Source organism: Streptomyces sp. NBC_01454 (assembly GCF_036227565.1).
Classification (GTDB): Bacteria; Actinomycetota; Actinomycetes; order Streptomycetales; family Streptomycetaceae; genus Streptomyces.
Genome location: NZ_CP109460.1, coordinates 3,700,025 through 3,725,442, shown reverse-complemented (window position 1 = coordinate 3,725,442; position 25,418 = coordinate 3,700,025). Strand labels below are relative to the sequence as shown.

Annotated in this window: 15 protein-coding genes and 1 CRISPR repeat array; of the genes, 2 read left to right on the top strand and 13 right to left on the bottom strand. The window is 70.2% G+C overall.

What is annotated here, in order from left to right; translation table 11 throughout:
- Nucleotides 1-20: 20 nt before the first annotated feature.
- The 5 genes from OIU81_RS16340 to OIU81_RS16320 form a co-directional block, all read right to left on the bottom strand.
- Nucleotides 21-356 (bottom strand): ArsR/SmtB family transcription factor, encoded by a 336-nt coding sequence (locus OIU81_RS16340; RefSeq protein WP_329148508.1) that lies wholly within the window; start codon nt 354-356, stop codon nt 21-23.
- A gap of 269 nt (nt 357-625) precedes the next feature.
- Entirely contained in the window at nt 626-1,336 is a 711-nt protein-coding gene (locus OIU81_RS16335; RefSeq protein WP_329148506.1) for a 4'-phosphopantetheinyl transferase family protein, read from the bottom strand.
- A gap of 49 nt (nt 1,337-1,385) precedes the next feature.
- The gene (locus tag OIU81_RS16330) at nt 1,386-2,855 is read right to left on the bottom strand and encodes a cation:proton antiporter (protein ID WP_329148503.1); all 1,470 of its coding nucleotides are present in this window, start codon (nt 2,853-2,855) and stop codon (nt 1,386-1,388) included.
- Nucleotides 2,856-2,928: 73 nt separating this feature from the next.
- Nucleotides 2,929-3,675: a thioesterase II family protein gene (locus tag OIU81_RS16325; protein ID WP_329148502.1), complete on the bottom strand. Its 747-nt coding sequence runs from the start codon at nt 3,673-3,675 to the stop codon at nt 2,929-2,931.
- Nucleotides 3,676-3,885: 210 nt separating this feature from the next.
- Entirely contained in the window at nt 3,886-4,338 is a 453-nt protein-coding gene (locus OIU81_RS16320) for a DoxX family protein (protein ID WP_329148500.1), read from the bottom strand.
- A 194-nt stretch (nt 4,339-4,532) separates the two neighbouring features.
- Here OIU81_RS16320 and OIU81_RS16315 point away from each other — a divergent pair, with 194 nt between their 5' ends.
- Nucleotides 4,533-5,747: an amidohydrolase family protein gene (locus OIU81_RS16315; RefSeq protein WP_329148497.1), complete on the top strand. Its 1,215-nt coding sequence runs from the start codon at nt 4,533-4,535 to the stop codon at nt 5,745-5,747.
- Nucleotides 5,748-6,117: 370 nt separating this feature from the next.
- Here the strand turns inward: OIU81_RS16315 and OIU81_RS16310 are convergent, their stop codons facing one another.
- From OIU81_RS16310 to OIU81_RS16275, 8 genes are all read right to left on the bottom strand, one after another.
- A complete protein-coding gene (locus tag OIU81_RS16310) occupies nt 6,118-10,116 on the bottom strand; it encodes an nSTAND1 domain-containing NTPase (protein WP_329148495.1) in 3,999 nt (1,332 codons plus the stop codon).
- Between the two features lie 956 nt (nt 10,117-11,072).
- A complete protein-coding gene (locus OIU81_RS16305) occupies nt 11,073-11,624 on the bottom strand; it encodes a hypothetical protein (RefSeq protein WP_329148493.1) in 552 nt (183 codons plus the stop codon).
- A 160-nt stretch (nt 11,625-11,784) separates the two neighbouring features.
- A complete protein-coding gene (locus OIU81_RS16300) occupies nt 11,785-12,339 on the bottom strand; it encodes a hypothetical protein (RefSeq protein ID WP_329148491.1) in 555 nt (184 codons plus the stop codon).
- Nucleotides 12,340-13,232: 893 nt separating this feature from the next.
- A CRISPR array of direct repeats spans nt 13,233-13,628; the repeat unit is 29 nt; unit sequence GGGACCATCCCCGCGGACGCGGGGAGCAG.
- Nucleotides 13,629-16,737: 3,109 nt separating this feature from the next.
- Complete coding sequence (locus tag OIU81_RS16295) at nt 16,738-17,460, bottom strand: type I-E CRISPR-associated protein Cas6/Cse3/CasE (RefSeq protein WP_329148489.1); 723 nt, start codon at nt 17,458-17,460, stop codon at nt 16,738-16,740.
- A complete protein-coding gene (gene cas5e / locus OIU81_RS16290) occupies nt 17,457-18,347 on the bottom strand; it encodes a type I-E CRISPR-associated protein Cas5/CasD (RefSeq protein ID WP_329148488.1) in 891 nt (296 codons plus the stop codon). The genes OIU81_RS16295 and cas5e overlap by 4 nt, the downstream gene beginning before the upstream one ends.
- A 164-nt stretch (nt 18,348-18,511) precedes the next feature.
- A complete protein-coding gene (locus OIU81_RS16285) occupies nt 18,512-19,864 on the bottom strand; it encodes a type I-E CRISPR-associated protein Cas7/Cse4/CasC (protein WP_329148487.1) in 1,353 nt (450 codons plus the stop codon).
- A complete protein-coding gene (gene casB / locus OIU81_RS16280) occupies nt 19,861-20,481 on the bottom strand; it encodes a type I-E CRISPR-associated protein Cse2/CasB (RefSeq protein WP_329148485.1) in 621 nt (206 codons plus the stop codon). Before casB ends, OIU81_RS16285 begins: the two co-directional genes overlap by 4 nt.
- Nucleotides 20,474-22,042 carry a type I-E CRISPR-associated protein Cse1/CasA gene (locus OIU81_RS16275; RefSeq protein WP_329148484.1) on the bottom strand — a complete coding sequence of 523 codons (1,569 nt, stop codon included), beginning with the start codon at nt 22,040-22,042 and terminating at the stop codon, nt 20,474-20,476. The genes casB and OIU81_RS16275 overlap by 8 nt, the downstream gene beginning before the upstream one ends.
- 87 nt (nt 22,043-22,129) lie before the next feature.
- Here OIU81_RS16275 and cas3 point away from each other — a divergent pair, with 87 nt between their 5' ends.
- Nucleotides 22,130-25,174 (top strand): CRISPR-associated helicase Cas3', encoded by a 3,045-nt coding sequence (gene cas3, locus OIU81_RS16270; RefSeq protein ID WP_329148483.1) that lies wholly within the window; start codon nt 22,130-22,132, stop codon nt 25,172-25,174.
- The last annotated feature ends 244 nt before the right edge of the window (nt 25,175-25,418 follow it).

Sequence of the window (25,418 nt, the reverse complement as noted above, 5' to 3'; positions counted from 1 at the left end):
CGGGTCCCCCTCATAACGTTCTAACCCTTCTCATCGGTCGGCCCGTCCGCCTCGTGTGCCTGTTCCTCGTCCGCCCGGAGGACGTCCAGGATCGTCTGCACGTTGAGCTGCACCTCGAACGGAGCCAGCTCGAAGTACTTCAGAGCCTTCCCGTCGTCGGAGAGTTCCAGACTGCCCACGACCAGGCCGGCCTTCTCCAGGCGTTCGAGGTGCATGTAGAGCAGGGGGCGGGACATGCCCAGCTGGCGGGCCAGTTCACTGACGTACATCCGGCCGTCGGCGAGCCCCGCGATGGCCCGGAGACGCTGCGCGTGGCCCACCGCGGCGAGAAAGGTGAGCAGCTCCTCGCTGTTCAACGTCCACCTCCCCGAATGCCGGACTGTATGTGTAAGTCAAATCTTTCACATGGCGAGAAAGGCTGTCAAACCCCTCCGGGGCCCGCGCGGAAGCCCCGCGCGCAGGTCCGCGGCGGGGCGCGGGCGGGCGTGGTCGGGGGCGTCGCCGGGGTGGTGGCGGCGGTGCCCGCGGGGGGGGGCGTGCTCCGAGGCGTCCGGTCCGCGGTTCCGGGGGCGCTTGCGGAGGCGCCGGTGAGGTCCCGGAGCAGCCGCACCGGGCGCCCGACGCCCTACAAGCGCGTCCCGGTGGCCGCCCAGGAGGTCGCCCCCGGGCCGCCCCCCGGGCCCGTCTCAAGGGTCACCGCACACGCCAGCACGAGGCCGCTCCCCACCAGCCAACGCCCCGCGAACTCCCTCGGGGCACCAGCTCTTTCGGGCGGCGGAGCGGCCAGGACGCGGGCGCGGAGGGTGCCGTCGGGCAGCAGTGAGACCAGTGCCCCGTCGAAGCCGAGCCAGCTCCCGGTGACCGGGAACCACGCCTTGTAGACGGCCTCCTTGGCGCAGAACAGCAGCCGGTCCCAGTGCACGCCGGGCTCCCGCCGGGCGAGCCCGGCGAGCCGCGCCCGCTCCTCGGGCAGCCCGATGTGCCGCAGGACGCCGTCCGGCAGTGGCTCATGGGGCTCCGCGTCGATGCCGAGGGTGAGCACCTGGGAGCGGCGCGCCACGGCCGCGGCCCGGTAGCCGGCGCAGTGGGTCATGCTGCCGACGACGCCGTCCGGCCACCGCGGGGCGCCCCGGACGCCCGGTAGCAGCGGCACCGGCGGCAGGCCCAATACGCCGAGGGCGCGACGCGCGCAGTGCCGCACCGTGGTGAACTCACGCCGGCGGGCCTCGCCGGCCCCGACCAGCGCGGCCCGCTCCCCGGGGAACAGGCGGGCGTCGGCAGGGTCCCCGAAGGACTCGACGGCCGCGACGGCCCCAGGAAACATCTCGTCGATCACGTGGCCGCCTTGCACTGGGGGACAGCGGGGCCCGCGGGCACGGGGGCTCCTACCGGGGAGCGGAGGTGAACTCGGGCGCCTCCCGTGCGGACGCGCCGGCCCGCTCCTGATCGTGCGGGGCGGGCACCGGCTCGACCGCGTCCGGCCCGAGGAGCCGGAGCATCGGCCGGGTCATCATGGTCGTGATCAGCGCGACGATGGTGAGGATGCTGAGCAGCCGCTGGTCGATGATGCCGGCCTGGTAGCCGATCTGCAGGATGACCAGTTCCGTCAGACCGCGGGAGTTGAGCAGCCAGCCGAGCGCCAGGGCCGGCCGCACCCGCATTCCGGTGAGGACGGCGGACAGCGTGGGCCCGAGCACCTTGGTGACGACGCCCAGCACCAGCAGCGTCACCAGGGCCAGCGCCGACGACCGGTCGAAGTGCAGCGACCCCAGGTCGATGCTCAGCCCGAAGCCGAAGAAGAAGAACGGGAGCAGCACGGTCTTGGCCGTACTGGAGAGCCGGTCGGCGACCCGGGCCGCCCGCGCGCTGCCCACCGGCCAGGCCAGCCCGACCAGCAGCGCCCCGATCAGCTGGTGCACCCCGACGATCGTCGTCAGCGTGGACGTCGCGGCGATCCCGACGGCGAGCAGCACCATCGTGGTCGCATCGCCCTCACCGCCGGCGCCGCCCTCACCGGCCGCCGACCGGGACCGCACCCAGCGGGCCAGGCCCAGCCGCAGCGGCCCCAGGAACACCACGGTGATGCCCGCGGCGATCAGCGCGTTCCACAGCACGCCGGCCGGGCTGCTCCCGTGCAGCCCCGCCAGGATTCCGGTGAGCACCAGCCACACCGCACCGTCCCCGACCGCCGCCGCGAAGAGGCTCAACTGCCCCTGCCGGGTCCCGGTGATGCCCAGGTCGGTCAGGATGCGGGCCAGCACCGGGAACGCGGTGACGCTCAGCGCACACCCCACGAACAGCACGAACGCCATGGGGTCGGCGCTCCGCCCCAGGAAGTCGTGCACCAGCGGCACGGCCGCCGCGGTCCCCGCCGCGAACGGCAGCAGCAACGAGGACTTGCTCACCAGCAGCGCCTGCGGCCCGTTGCCCCGCAGCCGCATCCCGGTCAGCTCCCGCCCGACCCCGAACATGAAGAAGATCAGGCCGATCTGGGCCAGACCGTCCAGCATCGGCAGGGTGTCCTTCGGGAACAGCCAGTGCCCGGCCACCGGCGCGTACCGTCCCAGCAGCGTCGGCCCCAGCGCGATCCCGGCACAGATCTCACCGATCACCCGCGGCTGGCCCAGCCGGTCGGCCAGCAGCCCGCCCAGGTAGGCGACGACGAGGATGACCGCCACCGCGAGGAAGAAGTGCCCGGTCTTGTCGAGCCCGTGCGCCGCTTCCAGGGTCCCCTTGCCCGACGCCTGGCCCGTCACCGCGTCCGTCGCCGCCCAGAGGATCACCGCCAGGGGCGCCACCACCATCAACGCGGCCGCGGCGAACCGCCCCTTGCCGAACCCGACTTCCGCTCGCACTTCCGTACCCCCGTGTCCCGTGACCTTCGCTCGCGGACACCGGCGGTTCTGCCGGCGGTCCTTCCGGCGCCGCCTACCGGCTTCCGGTCCTCTCCTCCCGCTCCTCGGCGCACGCCTCCCGCACCAGCGCGTACGGCGGCGCGTCGGCCAGGTAGAAGTGCCCGCCGGGCACCATCCGCCGGACGAAGGGGCCCTCGGTGAGCCGTGCCCACTCCCCGGCCTGCGCAGGCGTCACCCGGGGGTCGCTCTCGCCGGCCACCGCGGTGACCGGACACGCCAGCGGTACGCCCACCCGGTGCCCGTAGGCACCCAGCATCCGGAAGTCGCCCTTCACGTACGGCAGGATCAGCTCGCGGAACATCGGGTTGTCCAGCAGCTCGGTGTCGGTGCCGCCGAGCTCCACCAGCGTCGCGACGACCGTCTCGTCGTTCATCGCCGCCGCCTTGGCATCCCGTCGCACCAGGTGTGCGGCACGGGCGCCCGACACGAACAGGTGCGTCGGCCCCCCTCCCGAGGCCTCCAGCGCGCGGGCCGTCTCGTAGGCCACCACGGCGCCCATGCTGTGTCCGAACAGCGCCGTGGGCCGGTCCATCAGCGGCCGGACCGCCTCCGCGATCTCCTCCGCCATCGCCACCAGGTCCGTGGCCACCGGCTCCCCGAACCGGTCCGCGCGCCCCGGGTAGCAGACCGCGTGCACCTCGAACTCGGGCAGCCCCTTGCGCCACTCCCGGAAGAAGAACGACGAGCCGCCCGCGTGCGGGAAGCAGATCAGCCGCTGAGCGGCGAACGGCCGGTTCTCACTGCATTCCGTCCAGGCCATGGACAGCCTCCCGCCCGTCACCGCCGACCACTCTCGGCTCCGCCACCACAGACACCGCCCATTGGACCAAGTACCTGCTGACAGCCTGCTGACAGCACCCCGAGGCCGCCGCGTCACGGAGGTACGTCCCGCGACGCGCCTCGGTGGCCGGCAGCGCGTCGTGCCACTGCGGTGACCTCGTTCGTGCCGGCGGGACGCTTCGGCCACGCCCTAGTTCAGGAACAGTCCCCAGGCGCCGTCGAGTGACCAGGTCTGCCAGCTCATGGCCGGCAACGCGGCGAGGGAGATCAGCCCCATCATCAGGTTCTGCCCCTGCTCCGCCCAGTCGTGGATCATCAGCACGAGGTAGATCAGGTTGAGCACGGCCCCGGCGACCAGGGCTATCGGTGTCAGGAAGCCCACGATCAGCCCGAGGCCGAGAGCGAGTTCCGCGTAGGCGACGAGAGATGCCATCAGTCGTGGGTGGGGCTTCACGACGCGGTCGAAGCTCCTGCGCACCGCGGGCCACCGGTGATCCGCCGCGATGCCGGCCGCCCAGGTGATGCCGCCACCGGCGAACCAGGTCTTCTTGTCCTTGTGGCGCCAGCTCTCCAGCCACCACAGCCCGAGGCCGATACGGAGGACGGCGAACCACTCGGCACCGCTGAGCCAGATCGTGTGCATGCTGCCCCCTCGCCTCACCCATTGACTGACGATGTGTCAGTTCAGCGGACACCGTGCGATCACGCAAGGGGTGGAGTTCCCGGCCGCGCCTTGTCGTCGAAGGGGGCAGCCCATAACCTCAGAACTGATGGACCGTCAGAAATCGTTCCGGAGTGTGAGGGTGTGACGCGCCGGCGGGCAGTTGGGGGTACAGCGTGAGCAGCAGCAGCGGCACGGCGGAGCTACCCAAGGTCATCAGCGTGGACGATCACGTGATCGAGCCCGCGCACCTCTTCGAGACCTGGCTTCCGAAGAAGTACCGCGACAAGGGGCCGAAGCCCTTCACCGCCGGCATCGGGGAGCTGGCGTACGTCGGGGGGAAGTACCGGTTCACCACGGATCCCGAGGGCCAGCTCACGGACTGGTGGCAGTACGAGGGGCTGATCTTCCCGTACAAGCGCATCATCGCCGCCGTGGGCTTCTCGCGCGACGAGATGACGCTGGACGGGATCACCCGGGAGCAGATGCGCCGCGGATGCTGGGACCCCAAGGCCCGGCTGGCGGACATGGACCTCAACCACGTGGAGGCGTCGCTCTGCTTTCCCACGTTTCCGCGCTTCTGCGGCCAGACGTTCGCCGAGGCCGAGGACAAGGAGGTCGGGCTCGCCTGCGTCCGGGCCTACAACGACTGGATGGTGGAGGAGTGGTGCGGGGACAGCGGCGGCCGGCTGATTCCGCTGTGCCTCATCCCGCTGTGGGACATCGACCTCGCCGTCGCCGAGATCAGGCGCAACGCGGCGCGCGGCGTACGGGCGGTGACCTTCAGCGAGATCCCTACGTATCTGGGGCTGCCGTCCATCCATTGCGGGTACTGGGATCCGTTCTTCGCCGCGTGCGAGGAGACCGGCACCGTCGTGAACATGCACATCGGGTCGTCGTCACAGATGCCGGCGGCCTCGCCGGACGCACCTCCGGCGGTGCAGGCCTCACTGAGCTTCAACAACGCCATGGCGTCGATGATGGACTTCCTGTTCAGTGGCGTCCTGGTGAAGTTCCCACGGCTGAAGCTCGCCTACAGCGAAGGGCAGATGGGCTGGATTCCGTACGCCCTGGAGCGCGCCGACGACGTCTGGGAGCAGCACCGGGCGTGGGGCGGGGTGAAGGACCTGATCCCCGAGCCGCCGTCGTCGTACTACTACCGGCAGATCTTCTGCTGCTTCTTCCGGGACAAGCACGGCGTCGAGGCGATCGAGACCGTGGGCGTCAACAATGCGACGTTCGAGACCGACTACCCCCACGTCGACTCGACCTGGCCGCACACGAAGCAGGTGGCCGCCGAGCACGTGACGGGCCTCCCGGAGGACGTGACCTACAAAATCCTGCGCGGAAATGCGATCCGCATGCTGGAACTGCCCTTCGATCAAGGGTGATCGGCCGGGCGGGGCGCGGGGCCCCGTCCGGCGTCGCGTCCAGGGGGAGGTCTGTCCGTCACCATGCCCACCCGATCTCCCGGAAGAAACGCACCTCGGATCGGCGAGTCCGGTACCGGCGCACGACATAGAAATGCCCGACCGCTGGCGACGGGGGATGCACCAGCGATCGGGCTGGGGGCAACACTAACAAGGCTGCTTGTGCGGCGGGAGCCAACTTCCCAACTGCAATGACGTGTTGTGACCGGGATCACGCGGCGTGGCCCCTCGGGGGTCGGAAACAGGGGCCGAGGGGTCGTACAGGGGGCGGCGATCGGAATCATTCCGTCCGGTACCGGCGCAAACCGGCCTCGGCCGTGTCTCGGCCCGGTTACCCGCCGCACAGGGGCGCGTACGAGAGACGGGGCAGGTATTCGTGCCATTTCTCCGGTGTCAGCACGCCCCGGGTGGTCGAGCAGATGCGGCGGATCGCCTCGTCGGAGTCCAGGTCCCACAGCCGCACGGAATCGGCGCCGCTCGACACCCCGAGCAGGTGGGTCGTGGGGCTGAACGACAGGAAACTGCCGGTCTTGGCGTCGGGGCTCATCGATGGGCCGAGGGGAGCGGCCCTGGAGGGGCGGGTGACGTTCCAGAGCTGGACCCGGTCGTCGTTGCCGCCGCTGGCCAGGGTGCGGCCGTCCGGGCTGAACGTCAGCGACACGATGGCTTCGGTGTGGCCCTTGAGGGTGGAGAGCCCGGTGGCTTTGCGGGGGTCGGTGACGTTCCAGAGCCGGACGGTGTTGTCGTCGCTGCCGCTGGCCAGGGTGTGGCCGTCCGGACTGTAGGCGAGCATGTTGACGGGTCCCAGGTGCCCCTTGAGGGGTGCGCCGAGCGGGGCGGCATGCCGCGGGTCGGCCACCCTCCAGAGCCGGACCGTGGCATCCGCGCTGCCGCTGGCGAGCGTGCGGCCGTCCGGACTGAAGACGAGGGAGTTGACGTAGCCCGTGTGGCCGGCGAGCGGCGCGCCGAGCGGACGCATGCGGGACGGGGCGCTGACGTCCCACAGCTGAAGGGTGCGGTCGTCGTGGGCGGTTGCCAGCGTGCGCCCGTCCGGGCTGTAGGCCAGCGCGCCGGCGCCCGCATAGCGCGTCCGCAGCGCGACGGGCGGCCCGCAGGGGCCGGGCCGGGCCGGGTCGGTGACATTCCACAGCCGCACCGCGTGGTCTCCCGTCAGCACCGCGAGCGTGTGGCCGTCGGGGGAGAAGGCCATTGACCGCACGCCACCCTTCCCGGGTGTGAACGGTGCGCCCAGCAGGACGGGCCGGTGGGGAGCCCGCACATTCCACAGCCGCACCCGGCCGTCGCGCGCGGCCGTGGCGAGCACCCGCCCGTCCGGGCGGAACGCCCCGATGCGGCCGATCATGTCCGACGCCGGTATCGACCACAGGCGGGCCTTGTTGTCGCCACTCCCGGTGGCGAGGGTGCGTCCGTCGGGGCTGAAGCTCACGGCGTACATCTCGCCGCTGCTGCCCGCGAGCGGCTCGCCGACCTGCGACGGGTACGCCGGATTGCGGACGTTCCACACGCTCGCGGTGCTGTCCGCGCTGCCGGCGGCGAGCATCGTTCCGTCGGGGCTGAAGGACACCGACCACACGGGGCCGGTGTGGCCGGTCAGGGGCGCACCGAGCGGTTTCGCGCGCCGTGGCGCGGCCACGTCCCAGAGCCGGATGGTGTCGTCCGCGCTGCCGCTGGCGAGGGTGCGGCCGTCGGGGCTGAAGGCCACGGAGTGCACGGTGCCCCCGTGGCCCGTCAACACCCGGTCGACCGGTGTCGGATGACGCCGATCGGCCATGTCCCACAGCCTGATCGTGTCGTCGTCGCCACCGGCCGCCAGCGTCCGTCCGTCGGGGCTGAACGCCACGGAGCGCACGGCGTCGGTGGGGCCGGTCAGGACGGCGAGCGGCCTCGGCCGGTGCGGGCCGCTCATGTCCCACAGGCGGACCGTGTGGTCTTCGTCGGCGGCGGCCAGCGTGCGTCCGTCCGGGCTGAAGGCGAGCAGGTAGACCGAGCCGCCGTGGCCGGCCAGGGGCGCGCCGACCGGGCGCGGGTGGCCGGGGTCCCGCACGTCCCACAGCCGGATCGTGCCGTCGTCCGAAGCGCTGGCGAGGGTGTGTCCGTCCGGGCTGAAGACCGCGGTGCTCACCCAGCTCGTGTGGCCGGTCAGGGGCTTGCCCAGGGGTTCGGGGCGAGCCGGGTCCGCCACGTCCCACAGCCTGACGGTGCGGTCGTAGCTCGCGGTGGCCAGGATCCGACCGTTCGGGCTGAACGAGGTGAGGTAGACGGCGCCGGTGTGGCCGAGAAGCGGCGTGGCCAGCGGCGCGTTCACCGTCGAGATCAACCGGTTGTCGGTGCCCGTGTCGTCCGGCCGCAAATGGTGTGCCACCAGGTCGAGCCGGGCGGACAACGACGGATCCGTGTACTGGGCGCGATCGGCTTCGGCGAGCACCTGCGCGAACACCGCGTCGTCCCGCTGCCGCCACGCGACCACCGCCGCCCCGGCGGCCACCACCGCCAGGACGGCCAGTGCCGCCACCGCACCGCGGCTGATCCGGACCGTGCGCCTGCGCAGCCTGACCGAAGCGGCCAGGAATTCCACCGTGCTCCGGGTCAAAAAGGTGTCACCGGCGGACTGTGCCCAGGTGCGGGCCTGTTCCAGCCGCGAACCCCGGTAGAGCAGCGAGGTGTCGCGGTGCGAGCCCTCCCAGGCCCTGCCGTCCTCCTCCAGCCGCTGGCGCAGCAGGTTGCCGTTCCGGTCCTCGTCGATCCAGTCGCGCAGACGGGGCCAGGCGTGCAGCAGCGCTTCATGGGTGATCTCCACGGCCTCCGCGTCGAGGGTCACCAGCCGGGCGTGCACCAGCGCTTCGAGCGATTCCGCCGTCTTGCGGGGGTCCGTGGACTCCTCCGCCAGTTGGCGCCGCGTCCCCCGCCTGCGGGTGGCCTGGGTGTCTTCGCTCAGCCGGACCAGTCGGAGCAGGAGCAGTCTCGCGGCCGTGCGTGCGGCCGGGTCGAGGCCGGACCAGGCCCGCTCGGCGGTCGCCGCCACCGCTCCCTGGATGCCGCCCGCCGCGCGGTAGCCGGCCAGCGTCAGCCGTCCGGCCTTGCGCCGCTGCCAGGTGGCGAGCAGGGCGTGGGAGAGGAGCGGCAGCGCCCCCGCGTCGTGCGCGCCGCTGATTCCGTCGGCGCTCACCTCCCGGACGATCAGCTCCGCCAGCCCCGGTTCGAGTTCCAGTCCCACCGCCTTGGCCGGACCGGTCACCGCTTCGCGCAACTCCGCGGCGGTCAGCGGCCCGAGCACCATGTGCCGGTGCTGCAGCGCATCGGCCAGTTCGGGATAGCCCAGACACTGCTCGTAGAAGTCGGCGCGGATGCCGAGGATGACGAGGACGGGGGCCGGGTCACCCGGGCCGGCGGGCGTGCACGCGGCGTGCAGGAGCTGGATGAACGTGCGCCTGCTCGCCTCGTCGGAGCAGAGTGTGAAGGTCTCCTCGAACTGATCCACGAGGAGGACCGGACGGGCCCCGGAGGACGTGGCGCGTCGCCCCCATGCCGCGGCGGCCTCCCGCACCGCCTGCGCGCGGTGCGGGGTACGGGACTCCTTCCCCGCTGGTTCCCGCGCGGCGGTGGCGACGGGTGCCAGCTCCGGTATCCGGCGGGTCAGCTCCGCGAGCGGATCGGCGCCCGGCACCAGCCGCACGACCTCCCTGGCCCGGCCGTTCCCGTCGCCCAGGGCGCCGCTTCGCACGGCGGGCACCAGGCCGGCGTTCAACAGCGAGGACTTCCCCGCCCCCGAGGCGCCCACGAGCATGACCAGACCGCCCGACTCCTGCGCCGCGCGGAGCTGGGCAACGAGGGCAGCGGTACTCCGCTCCCGTCCGAAGAACCACCGGGCGTCGTGCTGACGGTAGGCGGCCAGCCCCCGGTAGGGGCACACACCGGGCACGGCGGGGGCCTCGGCCGGGATGCGCGCCTCGTCCTCCGCGGAGGACGCGGCACGGTCGCCGACCGCGCGCTCCCACAACAGCTGCCACTGCGCCAGGTCGTAGAGGCCCGCGGACACCGGCGCGGGTCGCACACGCCGTGCCTGGGGGATCAGGACGTGCAGCACCGCGGCGAGGGCGGCGAACTGGGCAGGCACGTTCCTGGCCCGCCGCCAGTCGCTGATCCGCTGCACGGACACCCGCACCGGCCGCCCTCGTTCGTCGACCCGTTGAAGCCGGACGACCGCTTCGGCCACCTTCTTGAGGGGAGGGTTGCCGGCCTCCTTGTACAGCAGCGCGAGACGTTCCGCGAAGGCCGTGCGTGCCCCTGAGTCGGAACTCAAGGTCTCCACTCCTTACTTCCCCCCGCGCCTGGACATCCGGACCGGAAAACTCACCTTATCTGGCTGACCTGCGACGATGCCGTCGGCCCGATGCCGGAAGCTCCTCGGGGGGAGCCACACCTGACAGGATCACGACGCAGCAGCGCAACAATGCGGCGTCGCCCTCACAGGCCACAGCCCGGCGCTCGGAAAGACAACCCCTGGGGCGAGGTCTCGTAGCTTCCGCCGGAGTGACGCCGGCGGTCACGGTCCCGGCGCAGGAGCGTGCGACCCCGTGGCGCGCCGGTCCCGCCCGGGGACTGCCGCCGCGCCGACCACGGGTCCCGCCATGCTCGATCCGCGCCGGTACGGGGGGCGCGGATCGGCGCAGCCGCGCCCTTCGGTACCGGTCCCCACGAGGGGAGGGACCGGCACCGAACGGCGCGGCGTGGGGGAGGACGTGCGGTCCCGGACGCCGTGGCGGTCAAGTGCTCCTCGGACGGGCGGCGTTGTCTCCGCCTGCCGGCTGTGGCGCGGATCACTTCGATGTCGTGCCCGGCGCGCGAGGAAAAGCCCCTGAAGGAGCGTCAGCGGGTGGCGCTCGCGGGCGCGCATGTCACGTTCCGCTCCCCGCCTTCTTCCAGACCTTCTCCCCGGCCTTCTCCCCCACCCGAGCGGAGAACGCATCAGGCCCGGTTTCCGTTTCCGGAAACCGGGCCTGATCTGCTACTTCTCAGTCGGGGTGGCGGGATTTGAACCCACGACCTCTTCGTCCCGAACTAAGTACGGACAACGTCGTGACCAGGCGGTTTCTGCTCCGGTGCAGGTCAGGGCGTTGTTTTGCGTTGGTCTCGGGCAGTGGCCGGTGGACCGCTTTTCTTGATCCACTCCCCGCTCACTCCCCGGGGAGTCACTGGCGAAGACGCCCTCTCAGCGGACCGAAGAGCCTGCCGTCAGCCGCACAGAACCTGAAGTGCACGGCTCAGTCAGAAGTGGAGCATCGACAGCACTTCACTACTTCGGACGCCGATGTCCACGCTCGGCACGGACTCGCCCGGGCGGATCCAGCCTGCCTGCGTAGCAGCGGAGACGGCGTCTGCCTCAGCCACATCCGCAGCGGCGTTCAGTTCCTCGCGAGCCCCGCCATAGGGTGCTCCTGCCGCTGCCCCCGCCGCTTGCGACGCTTTGAAGGCAGCCTTCAGAGCAAGCTCAAGCGCGGCGCCGGCATGGTCGGTGTCGGCTGCAACGAGTTGACCCATCTGGGAGGCCTGCGCGGCGGCCGCGGCCGCATTCCTGGCGCAACGCGATTCTGCTGCTGCGTCGGCGGAGTTCTCGGCGAACACCGCAAGGGCTTGAGCTGCCACACGAGCAGCGTGGGCGGCTTTCCAGACTGCGTCTGCGTGACCGTCGGATGCGTGCTGCTCGACGTACCGGCTGAGTGCCGCCGCCCGAGCCGCAGCGCTCTCCGCGCGCGCGGCATGGCCCTTCCTGAGGGCCGCAGCCGCTGCCTGCTGTTCGCCTTCGTTGCGCTCAGTCATCGGCCTACTCCCTGTCTGTCATCGGACAGCCCGCTGAATGCCGGTACCCCGCGCGCAGGCGCATTTGCCGAAGGGGTCGACGAGGCGTCTGGCAGGGTGGCAGCTCGCCGCTCAATAGGCCAGAGATTCACGGGTGTTCAGCGTGTTTCACTGGAAGGAATCAGGAGTTCCGCTGTTGCGGGGGGAGCAGGAGGTCCCGTTGAGGGTGATGTTCACCCGTGACGCTGCCGCTGACTCCGAGGTCTTCGCGTGCGGCATCGTGGAATGCGTTGATCGTTGCGAAGACAATGCGGTTTCGATCTCGCCACTCGGCCAGGGTGCCGGTGACCTTGCCGTTTGCCTGCCAGTCCAGCTGCAGGGCCACCTCGTTCAGCTTGTGTGCTGCCTCAATGACGTTGTCGCCGGCGAGGAGCATGATGCGTTCGAAGACGCGACCCCTGAGGCGGGCCGCATCATGCAACTCGGCGAGTATCTCGCGGTCGGTCTGGTCGCTCTCACGGAGGCCTTCCCTGGCCTCGTAGAGCTGCACAGACAGGAAGATGCACGCGCGCACAACATCTATGTAGTTCTCGTAGGCCGCCAGCTTCCGTTCGTCCCAGCGAACGGAGCGTTCGTGTTTCTTGCGGCTGCGCTCCATGAACCACGTGGTCAGGTGAGTGCTCAATGCGCCGAGCAGCACAGCTGCGATCGTGATGAGCTGGCCGCCCGTGTCCACCGGTTCCCCCTGGTCAGCCGTACTCCTGAAGATGACTGCACGATCGTACGGGCGTCTGCGTTGGGGCGGGGGAGGAACCCTGAAACAGGGGGGTGTCACTCCCGGTCACGGTCGTTTGCGGCTCAACGAAGCGGTCTGTGACGCTGTGACCGGTGTGACAGGCCCCAATGTTTCAGCATCTGATGATGGACTTCCTGTTCAGCGGCGTGCAGTTCGTTCTTGGGGAGCACCCCCGCGTGTGCGGGGAGCAGTACCACCGGGGTGGTGGCGACTGTCGTGGTTCGGGACCATCCCCGCGGACGCGGGGAGCAGCCGGGGTAGGCCTTGCCACCCCCGCCGAGACCGGGACCATCTCCGCGGACGCGGGGAGCAGCGGTCTTAGCCGGACGACCCGACCCGCGGTGCGGGACCATCCCCGCGCGTGCGGGGAGCAGGACATCGTCACCGAGTGGGACACCGACACCACGGGACCCTCCCCGCGCGTGCGGGGAGCAGAGCCCCAGAGAGTCCCGGTCCCCGCCGTCGGTGGGACCATCCCCGCGGACGCGGGGAGCAGGGGTCGAACTCCACGGCGCGGGGATTGGCGCCGGGATCATCCCCGCGGACGCGGGGAGCAGCGGGACTTCGGCAACTCCACCCAGGGCGTCCTGGGACCATCCCCGCGTGTGCGGGGAGCAGGCCGGCGCCCTGGGCGGTCGGATCGACGCGGTGGGACCATCCACCGCGGGCGCGGGGAAACAGATCACGACCAGGTTATTCCTGTTGAGGTGGACGGGACCATCCCCGCGGGCACGGGGAGCAGCCGGCCGCACGCAACTCCGGTCACTGTGCAGGGGGACCATCCCGCAGGCGCGGGGAGCAGTTGCCCGACCCGAGCCCGCCCAGGGCAAGGCTGGGAACATCCCCGCGGGCGCGGGGAGCAGATCACCGCCGAGGTCGCCGAGGTCGCCAAGGCGGGACCATCCCCGCGGGCGCGGGGAGCAGCCGGTCTACAACCCCGACACCGGCCAGAACGAGGGACCATCCCCGCGGGCGCGGGGAGCAGGAAGTGCAGGACATTCGGATGAGCGCGGCGCAGGGACCATCCCCGCGGGCGCGGGGAGCAGCGCCCAGGACTATGCGCGGCGGCTCAACCCCAGGGACCATCCCCGCGGACGCGGGGAGCAGGGCAAGGCCGGCATCGTCAGGCAGCTGGAGCGGGGACCATCCCCGCGGACGCGGGGAGCAGTCGACTTCGAGAACGGGGGTGCTCGTGCTGGTGGGACCATCCCCGCGGACGCGGGGAGCAGTCTTCGTGACCTGCATCGTTACACGCGCACGACACGGTTTTGAACCACTTTCACCAACTCCGACATTCAGGGCATCCACGTCGTTCCAGTTCGTCTGGGCGCTCTTAACCGCGCACTGCCGGCGTGGAGCTCTGGCGATCCCCGCGGGCGCGGGGAGCAGACCTCGTCGAGCCGCGTGAACTCGTCGAAGCTGGGACCATCCCCGCGCGTGCAGGGAGCAGACGATGGGCGCGTTTCTGTCTCTGCGGTCGGCGGGACCATCCCCGCACGTGCGGGGAGCAGTCGGCGCCGGTCGCCTGGGCGGTGAGGATGGCGGGAACATCCCCGCGGGTGCGGGGAGCAGTGCAGGACCTTGAAGCGAACGGACGGCTCGGGGGGACCATCCCGGCGGACGCGGGGAGCAGGCGCCGCTCCTCATCGCGATGCCGTCGGCGTTGGGACCATCCCCGCGGGCGCGGGGAGCAGACCGCCACCCGGCAGAGCGCCGCAGCCGTCCAGGGACCATCCCCGCGGACGCGGGGAGCAGCCATCAAGCCCGAGTTCTTCACATCGCTCACCGGGACCATCCCCGCGGACGCGGGGAGCAGTCAGGGTCGAGATCGAGGTAGGTCTCGTAGTCGGGAACATCCCCGCGGGCGCGGGGAGCAGTTGAGGAGCTGCGGGCCCGGGAGCTGGAACTGGGGACCATCCCCGCGGGTGCGGGGAGCAGAACTTCAAGGGCGACCTCTCGTACTGCGCCGAGGGACCATCCCCGCGCATGCGGGGAGCAGACACCCGAACCGCCCCCGCCACCAGACGAAGAGGGACCATCCCCGCGCATGCGGGGAGCAGCCTGTGCCAGCGCGCGGCAGCTTGCCTCGGGCGGGACCATCCCCGCGCATGCGGGGAGCAGAGGCTCTGGACGAGTCCGATCTCTACCCCGACGGGACCATCCCCGCGCATGCGGGGAGCAGAGGCTCTGGACGAGTCCGATCTCTACCCCGACGGGACCATCCCCGCGCATGCGGGGAGCAGACTTCGTGACCTGCATCGTTACACGCGCACGACACGGATTTGAACCACTTCCACCGACTCCGGCATTCATGACATTCACGTTGTTCCAGTCCAGTTGGGCGCTCTCAACAGCGCACTGCCAGCGTGGAGCTCGAGCGATCCCCGCGGGCGCGGGGAGCAAGCGGCGATCGTGACGTGCCTGGTGCTGGACCTCGGACCATCCCCGCGGACGCGGGGAGCAGGACGGCCGAGGCGAGGCCGACCACCAAGCCGCGGGAACATCCCCGCGGCCGCGGGGAGCAGGTCGGGTCGCTCTTCTCGACCGATCCCCAGATGGGAACATCCCCGCGGGTGCGGGGAGCAGGTGAGGACAACGTTCGCAGCCTGAAGCCAGACGGGACCAACCCCGCGGGCGCGGGGAGCAGACAACACGGACTCATGGCAACCGCACCGACGCGGGACCATCCCCGCGGGCGCGGGGAGCAGCGGTGCACCGTGCGAGGGTCGGCGTGCATCGAAGGACCATCCCCGCGCGTGCGGGGAGCAGGCCAGCAAGCAAGCCGCCATCACCGCCCACCAGGGACCATCCCCGCGCGTGCGGGGAGCAGTCTTCGTGACCTGCATCGTTACACGCGCACAACGCGGATTTGAACCACTTTCACCAACTCCGGAATCCATGACATTCACGTCGTTCCAGCTCAGCTGGGCGCTCTTAACGGCGCACCGCCGGCGTGGAGCTCGGGCGATCCCCGCGGGCGCGGGCAGCAGTCGCGGATGACGGCGGCCGCGGCCACCTTGTCGGGACCATCCCCGCGGGCGCGGGGAGCAGTCGTCGAGGACGCCGCCGCCGTAGGTGCGGATGGGGCCATCCCCGCGGATGCGGGGAGCAGGAACGACCGATCGGGATGCCGGGGAAGGTGGAGGGAACATCCCCGCGGGTGCGGGGAGCAGTCTTCGTGACCTGCATCGTTACACGCGCACAACGCGGATTTGAACCACTTTCACCAACTCCAACATTCATGACATTCGCGTCGTTCCATTTCAGCTGGGCGCCTTTAACGGCGCACCGCCGGCGTGGAGCTCGGGCGATCCCCGCGGGCGCGGGGAGCAGGCGGAGAGGACCGTGCTGATCCCACACCGGATGGGGCCATCCCCGCGCGGGCGGGGAACAGCTCGTCCACCAGGAGCAGTCCCTGGCCGGACCGGGAACATCCCCGCGGGCGCGGGGAGCAGGCTACTTGCGCATGCTGACGCCAGCCTCCGCAGGGTCCACCCCCGCGCGTGCGGGGAGCAGGTGAGCAGCCGACGCGCTCCTGTGCGCGCGGTGGGTTCATCCCCGCGGGCACGGGGAGCAGGGGCGCCCGTGGTCGGTTGCCTACCCGGCCGGGGGAACATCCCCGCGGGCGCGGGGAGCAGGGCGATCCACGACACGAACCACTGCAGGTGGTTGGGAACATCCCCGCGGGAGCGGGGAGCAGTGGGGCCTGGAGCTCGCGATGGACCTGAGCCGGGGACCATCCCCGCGCGTGCGGGGAGCAGGTCACCTCGCTCCACTCGTTGCGCCGGACGATGGGACCATCCCCGTAGGCGCGGGGAGCAGCCCGCACTCTTCGAGCGGGGCAGCGTGACGGTGGGACCATCCCCGCGGGCACGGGGAGCAGAGCAGTTTGGCGGTCGGATCGTAGCGATTGCCGGGACCATCCCCGCACATGCGGCGAGCAGATGCTCGAGAGGATTCCACCTGGCATCGTGACGGGACCATCCCCGCGCGGGCGGGGAGCAGCCCAACGTGGCGACAGGCATCTTCGCCTTCCAGGGACCATCCCCGCGCGGGTGGGGAGCAGAACGCGTCGACCTCCGGCCGTCGGCGGTCGGAGGGGCCCCGCGGGCGCGGGGAGCAGCACGGGGTTGCGACATACGTACGCCACACCGCGGGAACATCCCGGGCGCGGGAGCAGTGCACCAGGGCCACGGACAGGCGTTGCGCGACGGGAACATCCCGGCGGGCGCGGGGAGCAGCCGGGACCTCGGCCAGCGTGGCGCTGTTCCCCGGGAACATCCCCGCGGGTGCGGGGAGCAGCCGCTGACCTGTCTGCGGCGGACGCGACGACGGACGTTACCGCAGAAGCAGCAGGCCGGTGGAGTAGGCACGGGCTTTGCCGATGCCAGCAGCGAGGGTGGAGGTCAGGGCGGTCGGGTCGGTGACGGTGAGTTGGCCGGCGATTTCGGCGCGGGCGACTTTGAGGTTGCGGCGTTTGGGGTGTGCTGAGCCGATGGTGGGGAGCATGCGTACGGCAAGTTTGGTGGAGTCGGTGGTGGCGCCGATGCGGGTGATGCCGTTGGGGGCGGTCGGGGGTTGCCCAGGGGCTTGTAGGCGGTCGGTGAACCACTTGCTGACGTGGGTGGGGGTCTTGTGGGCCAAGCGGCGGGAGCGTCCGTCGGGGGTTTTGTTGCCGGGGCGGTGGTGGATGGGGTTGACGACGGTGCGGAAGCCGTAGGTGTCGCCGGCGCGGATGGTCATGTCGACGGGGAGGGTTTTGGGCTTGTCGACGAGGGCATCGGTGGGGATTTGTGACCAGTCGGCGGGTGTGCGGTGTTGGACGACAAGAACGAGGCGATCGTTCTTGAGGTCGACGGTCCAGGTGGAGAGGACGCCCATCGCGGCGCGGGGGCCCTGCTCTTCGATGGGAACCCAGCCGTAGAAGCCGCACATGACGGTGCGGTGCATCTCGTGGACGTCGAGCATCGATTTGAGGGCGAAGGGGTGCTGGGTGTCGAACTGGAGGATGCTGTGGTGGGCGACGAATCGGGCGTCCTGGGGGGTGTTGTTGTCGGTCACGGCAGCAAGTCCTCGAGGCTAATCGTGTTGGTGGTGGTGATGGGGGTGCGGGTTTCCCAGCGGGGGGCGTGGGTGCGGAGCGCGTAGTCGACGGGCTGGTCGTTGAGGCGGGTGGCGCCTGGGGTGTGTGGTTCGGCTTCGATCCAGGCCGTCAGCCTCGTCGGCGGCAAGGGAGCGGTGCGGTGGGGCTGGGTGGGGTCGTAGGCGGCGGGGTTGGGTGTGGGGCTGGCGGCGGTGAGGGCCTCGAGGATCGTTCCGGGGTGTACGCCGGCAGCGATGCTGCCGGTTGGGGGGCAGGATTTGCGGCCGAGCCAGAGAAGTCGCTCGGGGGCTTCGAGGGCCGCGGCCAGGTCCTGAAGGAGGTCGTGGTCGGGGTGTTCGAGGGCGGCGAGGAATACCGCGTCGGACAGGTACCAGCGGGTGGACAGCACTGCTGAGCGGTCGACAGCCCCGGCGACCAGTGCCCCGCCGCGGGTGGGGGCGATGCCTTTGGGGGCCCCGTACCAGCCGGTGAGCGCCACGGCGACGTCGTGGCCGAAGGGGTGGGTGCTGGTCGTTTCGTCAAGGTCGGGGAGTTTGGATGCGTGCTTCGCTGCGCGGGTGGGGTCGGTGATGAGGTCTCGGGGGCGAAGGGGATATGAGCCGGCCCCGGTGACGTGGTAGTCGCTGATCATCGTGCCAGGCCGGTCAATACGGACGCCGTAGCGGAGTTCAGCCAGTTTGCCGAGGGGGGCGGTGCGGTCGAGGCCGAGGGCAGCGGCGCACAGTCCGATGACACCGGACTTGGTGGGGTGGCTGTGGGTGTCGCGGCGGTCGAACCTGGAGGAGTCACCCCAGGCTTGGAGCGGGCCTGCCAGGCGCAAGAGGAGTGTGTGGATGGTGGCCATGGGTGATGGGGCACGGTCCGGTGGTTGATGCCGGGGCGCGCCTTTCCTCCTTCGGGCAGTCGGGGCTGGGCTTCCCCACTGAGCGGGGAGCGGGGGTGTGCGCCATCCACGGGGCTTGTGGGCGAGGGCGGGGTCGTCCCTACGGAGGCAGGGAGGTGTGATGACTAGTTGGTGGGCAGCTCGTCGATGCGGTTGACGGGGATTCCCGTCAGTTTTCCGGCCTGGGTGAGCTCGTCGATCAGCTCGTCGATGTCGAGGTCGTAGGAGAGGATGCGGCCGGGGTTGGCGTCGTCGCGGCGGCTTGTGATGAGCCGGTGGTGGGCGAGGAGGCGCTTGGCTGCGGCGATGGTTGCGGTCCCGTCGACTTTCTCGTCGATGGCCTTGCAGAAGGCTCCGCTGTAGTTGAAGGGGCGCTTGCCGTCGAAGACGAGGGTGATGGACGGGAGGGCGCCTGTGCTCGCCGTGGAGTTCCTCTTTGCCTGCGGCATCGCGTTGACGAAGGCGTCGATCAGTTCCTTCTCAGCTGCCTGAGCTGCGGTTTCGCAGGATTCTGGGGCCATGCCGGCGGCTGCGAGGCTGAGGCGGAGCTTGCGGCGGTCGAGGACGGTGTGGCGGTAGAAGACGCCGGAGATCAGTGCCTGGTAGCCCGTCATGCCGGCGCCTGCGTTGTCGGCGGCGTCGAGGTAGTCGAGAGCGGTGGCGTTCTCCTTGCGGATGAGCTTGGCGTCGTCGGCTGCGGCGTAGAAGTCGTCGGTCTGCTCTGCGGCGTGGACGGTGAAGGTGTGGGCGGTCTGGATGGCGCCGTCGACATTCGGGGAGTCGGCGATCTCGGCGAGGAAGCGGCCGTAGAGGGCGATGTCGATGGCGTCGCGGGGGGCGAGGGCGGTGAGGACCTGGGCGCGGAGGTCGCCGGGGAGGGGCGGGAACTTGGTTCCTTCCGTCTCCTTGGAGTCGGTGGCCTCGGGGGTCTCATCGGGGTCGGTCTTCTTCTTCCGGCCCTTGGCCGGCTTCTTGGCTGCTTCTTCGGCCTGGGTGAACTCGGCGTACCACGGGGTGAGGGTGTCGCGGTGGGTGTTGATGAGGACTGCGATGTGGTGGTCCGCGTCCTGGGGGGCGAAGAGAAGGACTTGGGTGAGGTCCCTGGTGGTGTCCTTGTCGCCGAACTTCAGGCCGGTCGCGGTCAGGACGGCGCGCGCGTAGTTCATCGCTTCGGTGCGGTCCCAGCCGTGGGTGGTGGCGAGCTGGTTGCGGGTGAGGCGGCCCCATTCGCGGGTGCGGACGCCCATGGTGTAGCCGGCGAGGTGTCCTTCGCCGGTGTTGGCGCGGTCGCGGGCATGGGTGCGGTCGGCGCGGCGTTCGGCCTGGGAGGTGATGAGGTTGCGGGCCTCGCCGCCGTAGACGATCTCCTTGGGCATTCCGTTTTCGTCGCGGACGGGGAGGACGGCGACGAGGGGGATGAGCGCGTGCATGGACAGGTATTGGTGTCCAGCGAAGGTCGCGGGGATGGTGGTGGTCACTTTGCGGCTCCGTTCTCGGTGGTCTTGGCCTTGTTGGACGTGTAGGTGGGGGTGAAGAAGTCGGCCCCCCACTGGTCTGCGATCGGGTCGGGGTCGGTCAGCCAGGCGGTGAGGTCGTCGGCGAGCCGTTGCCAGTTGGGGGCGGCGGCGTCGCAGGAGCGGAGGCGTTCGACGGCGTGTTGGAGGTGGCGCCAGGGGATGCGGCGGGAGGAGGCGAGGAGGCGGTGCATGATGCGGACGGCGCCTTCGTTCTTGCGTCCTCGGCCGGCGGCGGTGCCGATGCGGGCGCAGGCGGCGCCCATGGTGCCGAGGCCCGGCATGGCTTTGTCGCGGGTGGAGCCGCGGTGGTAAACGGCGAAGAGGAAGGCGACCTGGCGGTAGACGTCGCGCTGGTCGCGCGTGGCGTCGGGGCCCGAGAAGCTGGCGGCGATCATGCCGGGTACGGTGCGGGCCTTGGGGCGGCGGAGGTCGGCCAGGGGGCCGTTCTGGTTGCCTCGGACGAGGCTGGTGAGCCAGTCGGAGAGCTGCTTGGCGGGGGCCCGCTCGTCTTCGGATTCCGCGCTCGGCGGGGCGAGGGGCTCGTCGAGGTCGAACAGGGCGGGCGGTTCGTCAGGCATGGGCGGCCTCCTTGAGCACGAGGGGGGCTGTCTTGTTGGTGAGGACCGTTTGCAGGCGCTTGGTGGCTTCTGCTCTCGCCTGCCGGGCGGTCGCGGACGAGGGCATGGAGCGCAGCCGTTCGGCCAGTACGCGTCGGCTCGTGGTGGTGATGGCTCGTGCGTAGGTGGTGAGGGCCTCTGATGCCGTGGTGCCGTTGGCGACGTCGTCCATGAGGGTGTGGAAGAGGTCGCCAGCTTCGGCGTAGAGGAGTGGGGAGCCGTTGAAGCGGGCGAGCTGGGCCGGCTTGTCGGCTGGTTTGGGGTTGGGGTAAGCGATCTCGCGGGCGGTGCTCGCGGCGGCGTAGAGGGCCTTGGCGGCGTGTTCGGCGACTTGGGAGCCGGTGGTGGAGGCGTGGTGGAGTGCCGCCTGGCGTGCGGGGATGAGGGGGAAGGTGTCGCTGAGCCAGCACATGGCCTTGGTCTGGCGGGCGACGATGCCGACGGCCCACAGGCTGGTGCGGTAGTTGCCGAGTTGGGCGAGGCGGCTGTAGAGGTCGGTGCCCTTCTCCTTCGGTGCGACGGCCGCGTAGAGGGCGTGGGCCTCGCGCCATAGGGCTCGCGTCTCGCTGGCCTTGAGGAAGGTGCGGTAGGTCGTGCCGTCCTTGGTGGCTTTCTCCTCCACGATGGCGTCTTGCAGATGCTGGGCGGGGAGGTCCTTGAGGAGCTCGCCGGCGGCGACCAGGACCCGGTCGACGGCGATCGTTCCGTCTTCGCGGTCGACGGGGTGCAGGAGGATGGAGCGGCCGAGGACGGTGTGCAGGTCGGCAGGGCCGTCGACGGCTCGCATCGCCTTGTCCTTGGTGCCGGTGAAGGCGCGCCGGGGGCGGCCGTCGGTCCAGGAGTAGTTCAGGTTCCCCTGCTTGTCTTTCGGGGTGGGGGTGAGGTTTAGGCGCAGGGTGTCGGCGAGGGTGTCGCCGCAGGCCAGGACCCTTACACGGGCGTTGAGTCGGCCGACTGCCTGGTTGGGCAGGGCGGGGCCGAGCCAGTCTGCTTTGGCTTTTGCCTTTCCGCCGAGCCCGTAGGCGTGCTGGGTGAGCATCGCTCGGAAGGCCTGGTCTACGGGCAGGGGCTGTGCGGCGTGCAGGTGCCGGTGGTCGAAGAGCTGGTTGTAGTCCGCGGCGTGCTCGATCACGAGCTGAGCGGGGCCGACGCCATGGGAGTTCATCCAGGGGGCGAGGAGCCTGTTCTGGCCCAGGGGCCGCTTGGGGTGGAACAGGTCCCACCTGTCGGCAGGGTCCTCGGCCAGCCGCGCGGCGGCCGGGGCCAGTGAGGTCTGGCCCTCTACCCAGTCGCACCACTCGTCCTCGTCGGCGGGGCAGTGCTCAAACGCGTGGATGATGCCGAGCAGGTATTCGATGATCGCGATGGTCTCGCCGGGCGTCGAGCCGCAAATCGCCTTGATCCGGTCGGCTTCGGTCAGAACTTGGACCAGATTCATCAGTTGCGGTTGGACTCGGTCGGTTGTCAGTGCCGGGATGCATGCTGTGGTCCGCGGGTCCCAGGGACGTCGTGCTGTCTGCACCCTCCACCTCCTTCCGTTTTAAAGAGAAGTATTCGTTGGACTCATGTAGCGTCGGCGCCAAAACCGTACAGCAGCAAAGGAGTTGGGGTGGATCGAACTCAAAAGAATGCTCCGAAGCCGTGGCTGTGGGTCGTCGGCAAGACCGACCTCCGCCGAGCCAGCCGCGCGACGGGCGGTCCCCTGTGGAATCCGCTGTTCGCCCACATGCTGGATACCGCGGCCTGCGCGGAGGCCCTGTGGGACCACTACCTGCCGCCCTTCACCCGCACCAGGCTCGCCGAAGCCTTCGGCGGCGGAGAGGAGGCTCTGGCGAAGAAGGTGGTGATGGTCCTCGCCGCCCTGCACGACCTGGGCAAGGCCGCACCCTGTTTCCTCCGCATGGTCGGCGACTCCTACCGGGGCGAAGACCCCGAACTCGACCAGGCCAGCCAGGACTGGCGACGGCAGGCCCGCGCCGCGGGCCTGCCCCTCCCCGATGACGCCCAGATGGCCGGAGCGCCGTGGGCGCGGCACGAACACATCACCGCCGAAGCTCTTCCGCGGATCCTGGGCTGCGAGTGCCGGCGCCGATGCGGCGGGGCCGGCCGCTACAACAACGCTGCGAAGGGCCTGCACGCTGCCGCGGACATCCTCGGCGGGCACCACGGGCACATCCCGAACCCGGCGACGGTGCAAAGCGCCTACCCGGCCACGGCCGCCGAGACGGCCGGCGACGGCTGGGAGCCGGTGCACCAGGACCTGGTCGACGCGGTGCTGGAGACCATCGGGATCGGCCGCGACGAGTTCGCAGCAGTGCTGCGGCCGCAGCGGCCCTCGGCGATACCCCTGGCTCTCGGGCTGATCGTGATCTCTGACTGGCTCGCCTCCGACGAGACCCGGTTCCCCTACCGCCGGCTCGGCACCGCTTGCTCCGGCTGGTGGAAGACCGCACGGGATCAGGCCCACCAGGCGATCGACGACCTGCGTCTCAAGGCGTGGCCGACGGCGCCCGGCGGCTGGCCCGAGCTATTCCCCGACACCCCGACGCCGCGTCCGTTCCAGGCCGCCGGACTCGCCGCACTCCCGACGACGGGCCCGGTGATGATGCTCGTCGAATCGGACACCGGATCGGGCAAGACCAAGCTCGCGCTCGCCGCGGCGCACCACGTGGCACAGGTGACCGGCGCCGGTGGGGTGTATCAAGCCATGCCCACCCGAGCCTCAGCCGGTCAAGTCGCTGGCGTGTTGGAGGACTTCCTGCGCTTCGCTCTGCCACCGGGCGTGAAAGCGCCCCTCGCGGTAGTTCACGGGACCGCCAAGGCGGACAGCAGAGTCCACGCGCTGCTCGACGCCGGCGAGAAGGCAAAAGCAGAGGCCGAGACCGACCTGTTCGATCTGACGTCATTCATGGGGCTGGCCATGAGCGGGGAGTCCGAGCCAGAACGAGGGAGCGCGGTGCTGGACGAGTGGTACCTGCGCCGGTGGCTCGGGCTGGTGTCCCCGTTCGCGGTGGGAACCGTTGACCAGATCGTGCTGGGGTCGCAGCGCTCCAAGCACTGGGCGGTGCGGTTGTTTGGGCTGTGCACGAAGACCGTCATCATCGACGAAGCCCACGCCTATGAGCTATATCAACAGCGCCTGCTGGATGCCGCCGTCGCGTGGCTGGCGGATGCCGGCACGTCGGTGGTGGTGCTGTCCGCCACGTTGCCAACGGTGATCCGCACTTCGCTGACCGAGGCCTGGTGCAAGGGGCACCGGGTGAAGGCAACCGACAGTGGGGCAGCCGGCCCGATCACCGTCATCGACGCCCAAGGCTTCGTGACCCGCACCGGTCCCACGGAGGCGGTGCCGTCATTGTGGACAGCAATTGACCTGCAGCCGGATCCCGGCCCCGAGGCTCTGGCCGAGGACATCATCTCCCGAGTAGAGCACGGAGGCGTACTGGCCGTGCTGCGTACGCGGGTTGATCCCTGCGTGGAGCTCTTCGAACTGGTCCGGAAGAAGACCGCCGCGCGCGGCTGGGACCCGCACGAGGTGGTGCTCCTGCACAGTCGCTTCATGCCCCGGGACAGGCAGCCTCTGGAACAAACGATCGAGGGAAAGCTCGGCCCGAATCCCGACAACAAGGCGAAGCCGAATCCCAGCCGCCCCAAGCGAATGATCGTCATCGCCACCCAGGTCATCGAGCAGTCCCTGGACATCGACTTCGATCTCCTGATCACCGACCTCGCCCCCACCGACCTCCTGATCCAGCGCCGCGGACGCGTCCACCGGCACAAGCCAAATGACGAACAGCGCCCCAGCTGGTGCTGGCACGAGCAGCTGCTCCACGACGGCACGCCACTGCACATGCCGAAGATGCAGGTGCTGTGGAAGCCGGGCATCGACGGCCTGCCCGTCGTCGAGCCCCCGGAGAAGGGAAGGACGGCCCCGGCGAACCTGGACGGACTCGTCTACAGCCCCTATCCGCTCCTGGCCAGCTGGCGCGTCATCAAGCACAAGCAAGGCGCGAACGGCCTCACGATCCTCAACACCCCAGCGGATAGCGCGGAGCTGATCGAAGCCGTCTACGGCGAGCGGCAGATCTCCGCCGGGACGGCAGGCCAGCTGCTGGACCGTGCCTGGGCCGCGTGGCAAGCCAACCTCACCGACGAGGACCAGGAAGCCCAAGCCCGCATCATCGCCCCCTACGACGCGGACGGCACGCCGGTCAGGATGAGTCAACTGGCAAGCGGCGAAGACATCGGGGACGGAGAAACCGAAGGGGCCGGGCTGCGGGGCATCAAGGCCCTTTCACGACTCGGCGAACCGACGATCAACGCGATCGCGCTCTACCAGCAGCCCGACGACACCCTCACCTACGACCCCAAGGGACAGCAGGCCACCGACCTGCGATACCGAGGCGCCCAACGAACCATGAGGGAGAAGACGCTCTACCGAAAGCAGCAGACCGACCTCATGCTCAACACATTGCCGATACCGGCACACTGGTTCACCGGAAAGAAGTCCCTCCCCCCACCCCGGACCTGGCCCATCCTTGACCACCCGCCAGTACGCCGGTCCCCGGTAGCCATCCTGGCTCCGGACGGCACGTGCCTCAGCGGACCACTGGGCATCCGATACAGCCCCATGACTGGACTCGAACAGATCTAGCATCAAGCAGCCCCCAGTGCGTCGCAGCACCCTGGCCTCCGACCACACCTGACTGACAAGTAAACTCCAGCCCCGCAGTCAGAAACGACTGATCCCCATGTCAATGGGGATGGACCAGAATACTTCTCATTCGGTCCATGTTCCTCGCACCCGCGGGGATGATCCCGAGTACATCCGCATCAAGCGGGAGCGCCGCGTCTGCTCCCCGCGCCCGCGGGGATGGTCCCGCCGAGGTCATTTCGTA

What these genes read in the sequence shown, in the direction of transcription:
- OIU81_RS16325 (WP_329148502.1), bottom strand. Translation starts at nt 3,675, where the DNA reads ATGGCCTGGACGGAATGCAGTGAGAACCGGCCGTTCGCCGCTCAGCGG.
- OIU81_RS16305 (WP_329148493.1), bottom strand. Translation starts at nt 11,624, where the DNA reads ATGACTGAGCGCAACGAAGGCGAACAGCAGGCAGCGGCTGCGGCCCTC.
- OIU81_RS16320 (WP_329148500.1), bottom strand. Translation starts at nt 4,338, where the DNA reads ATGCACACGATCTGGCTCAGCGGTGCCGAGTGGTTCGCCGTCCTCCGT.
- cas5e (WP_329148488.1), bottom strand. Translation starts at nt 18,347, where the DNA reads ATGGCCACCATCCACACACTCCTCTTGCGCCTGGCAGGCCCGCTCCAA.
- casB (WP_329148485.1), bottom strand. Translation starts at nt 20,481, where the DNA reads ATGCCTGACGAACCGCCCGCCCTGTTCGACCTCGACGAGCCCCTCGCC.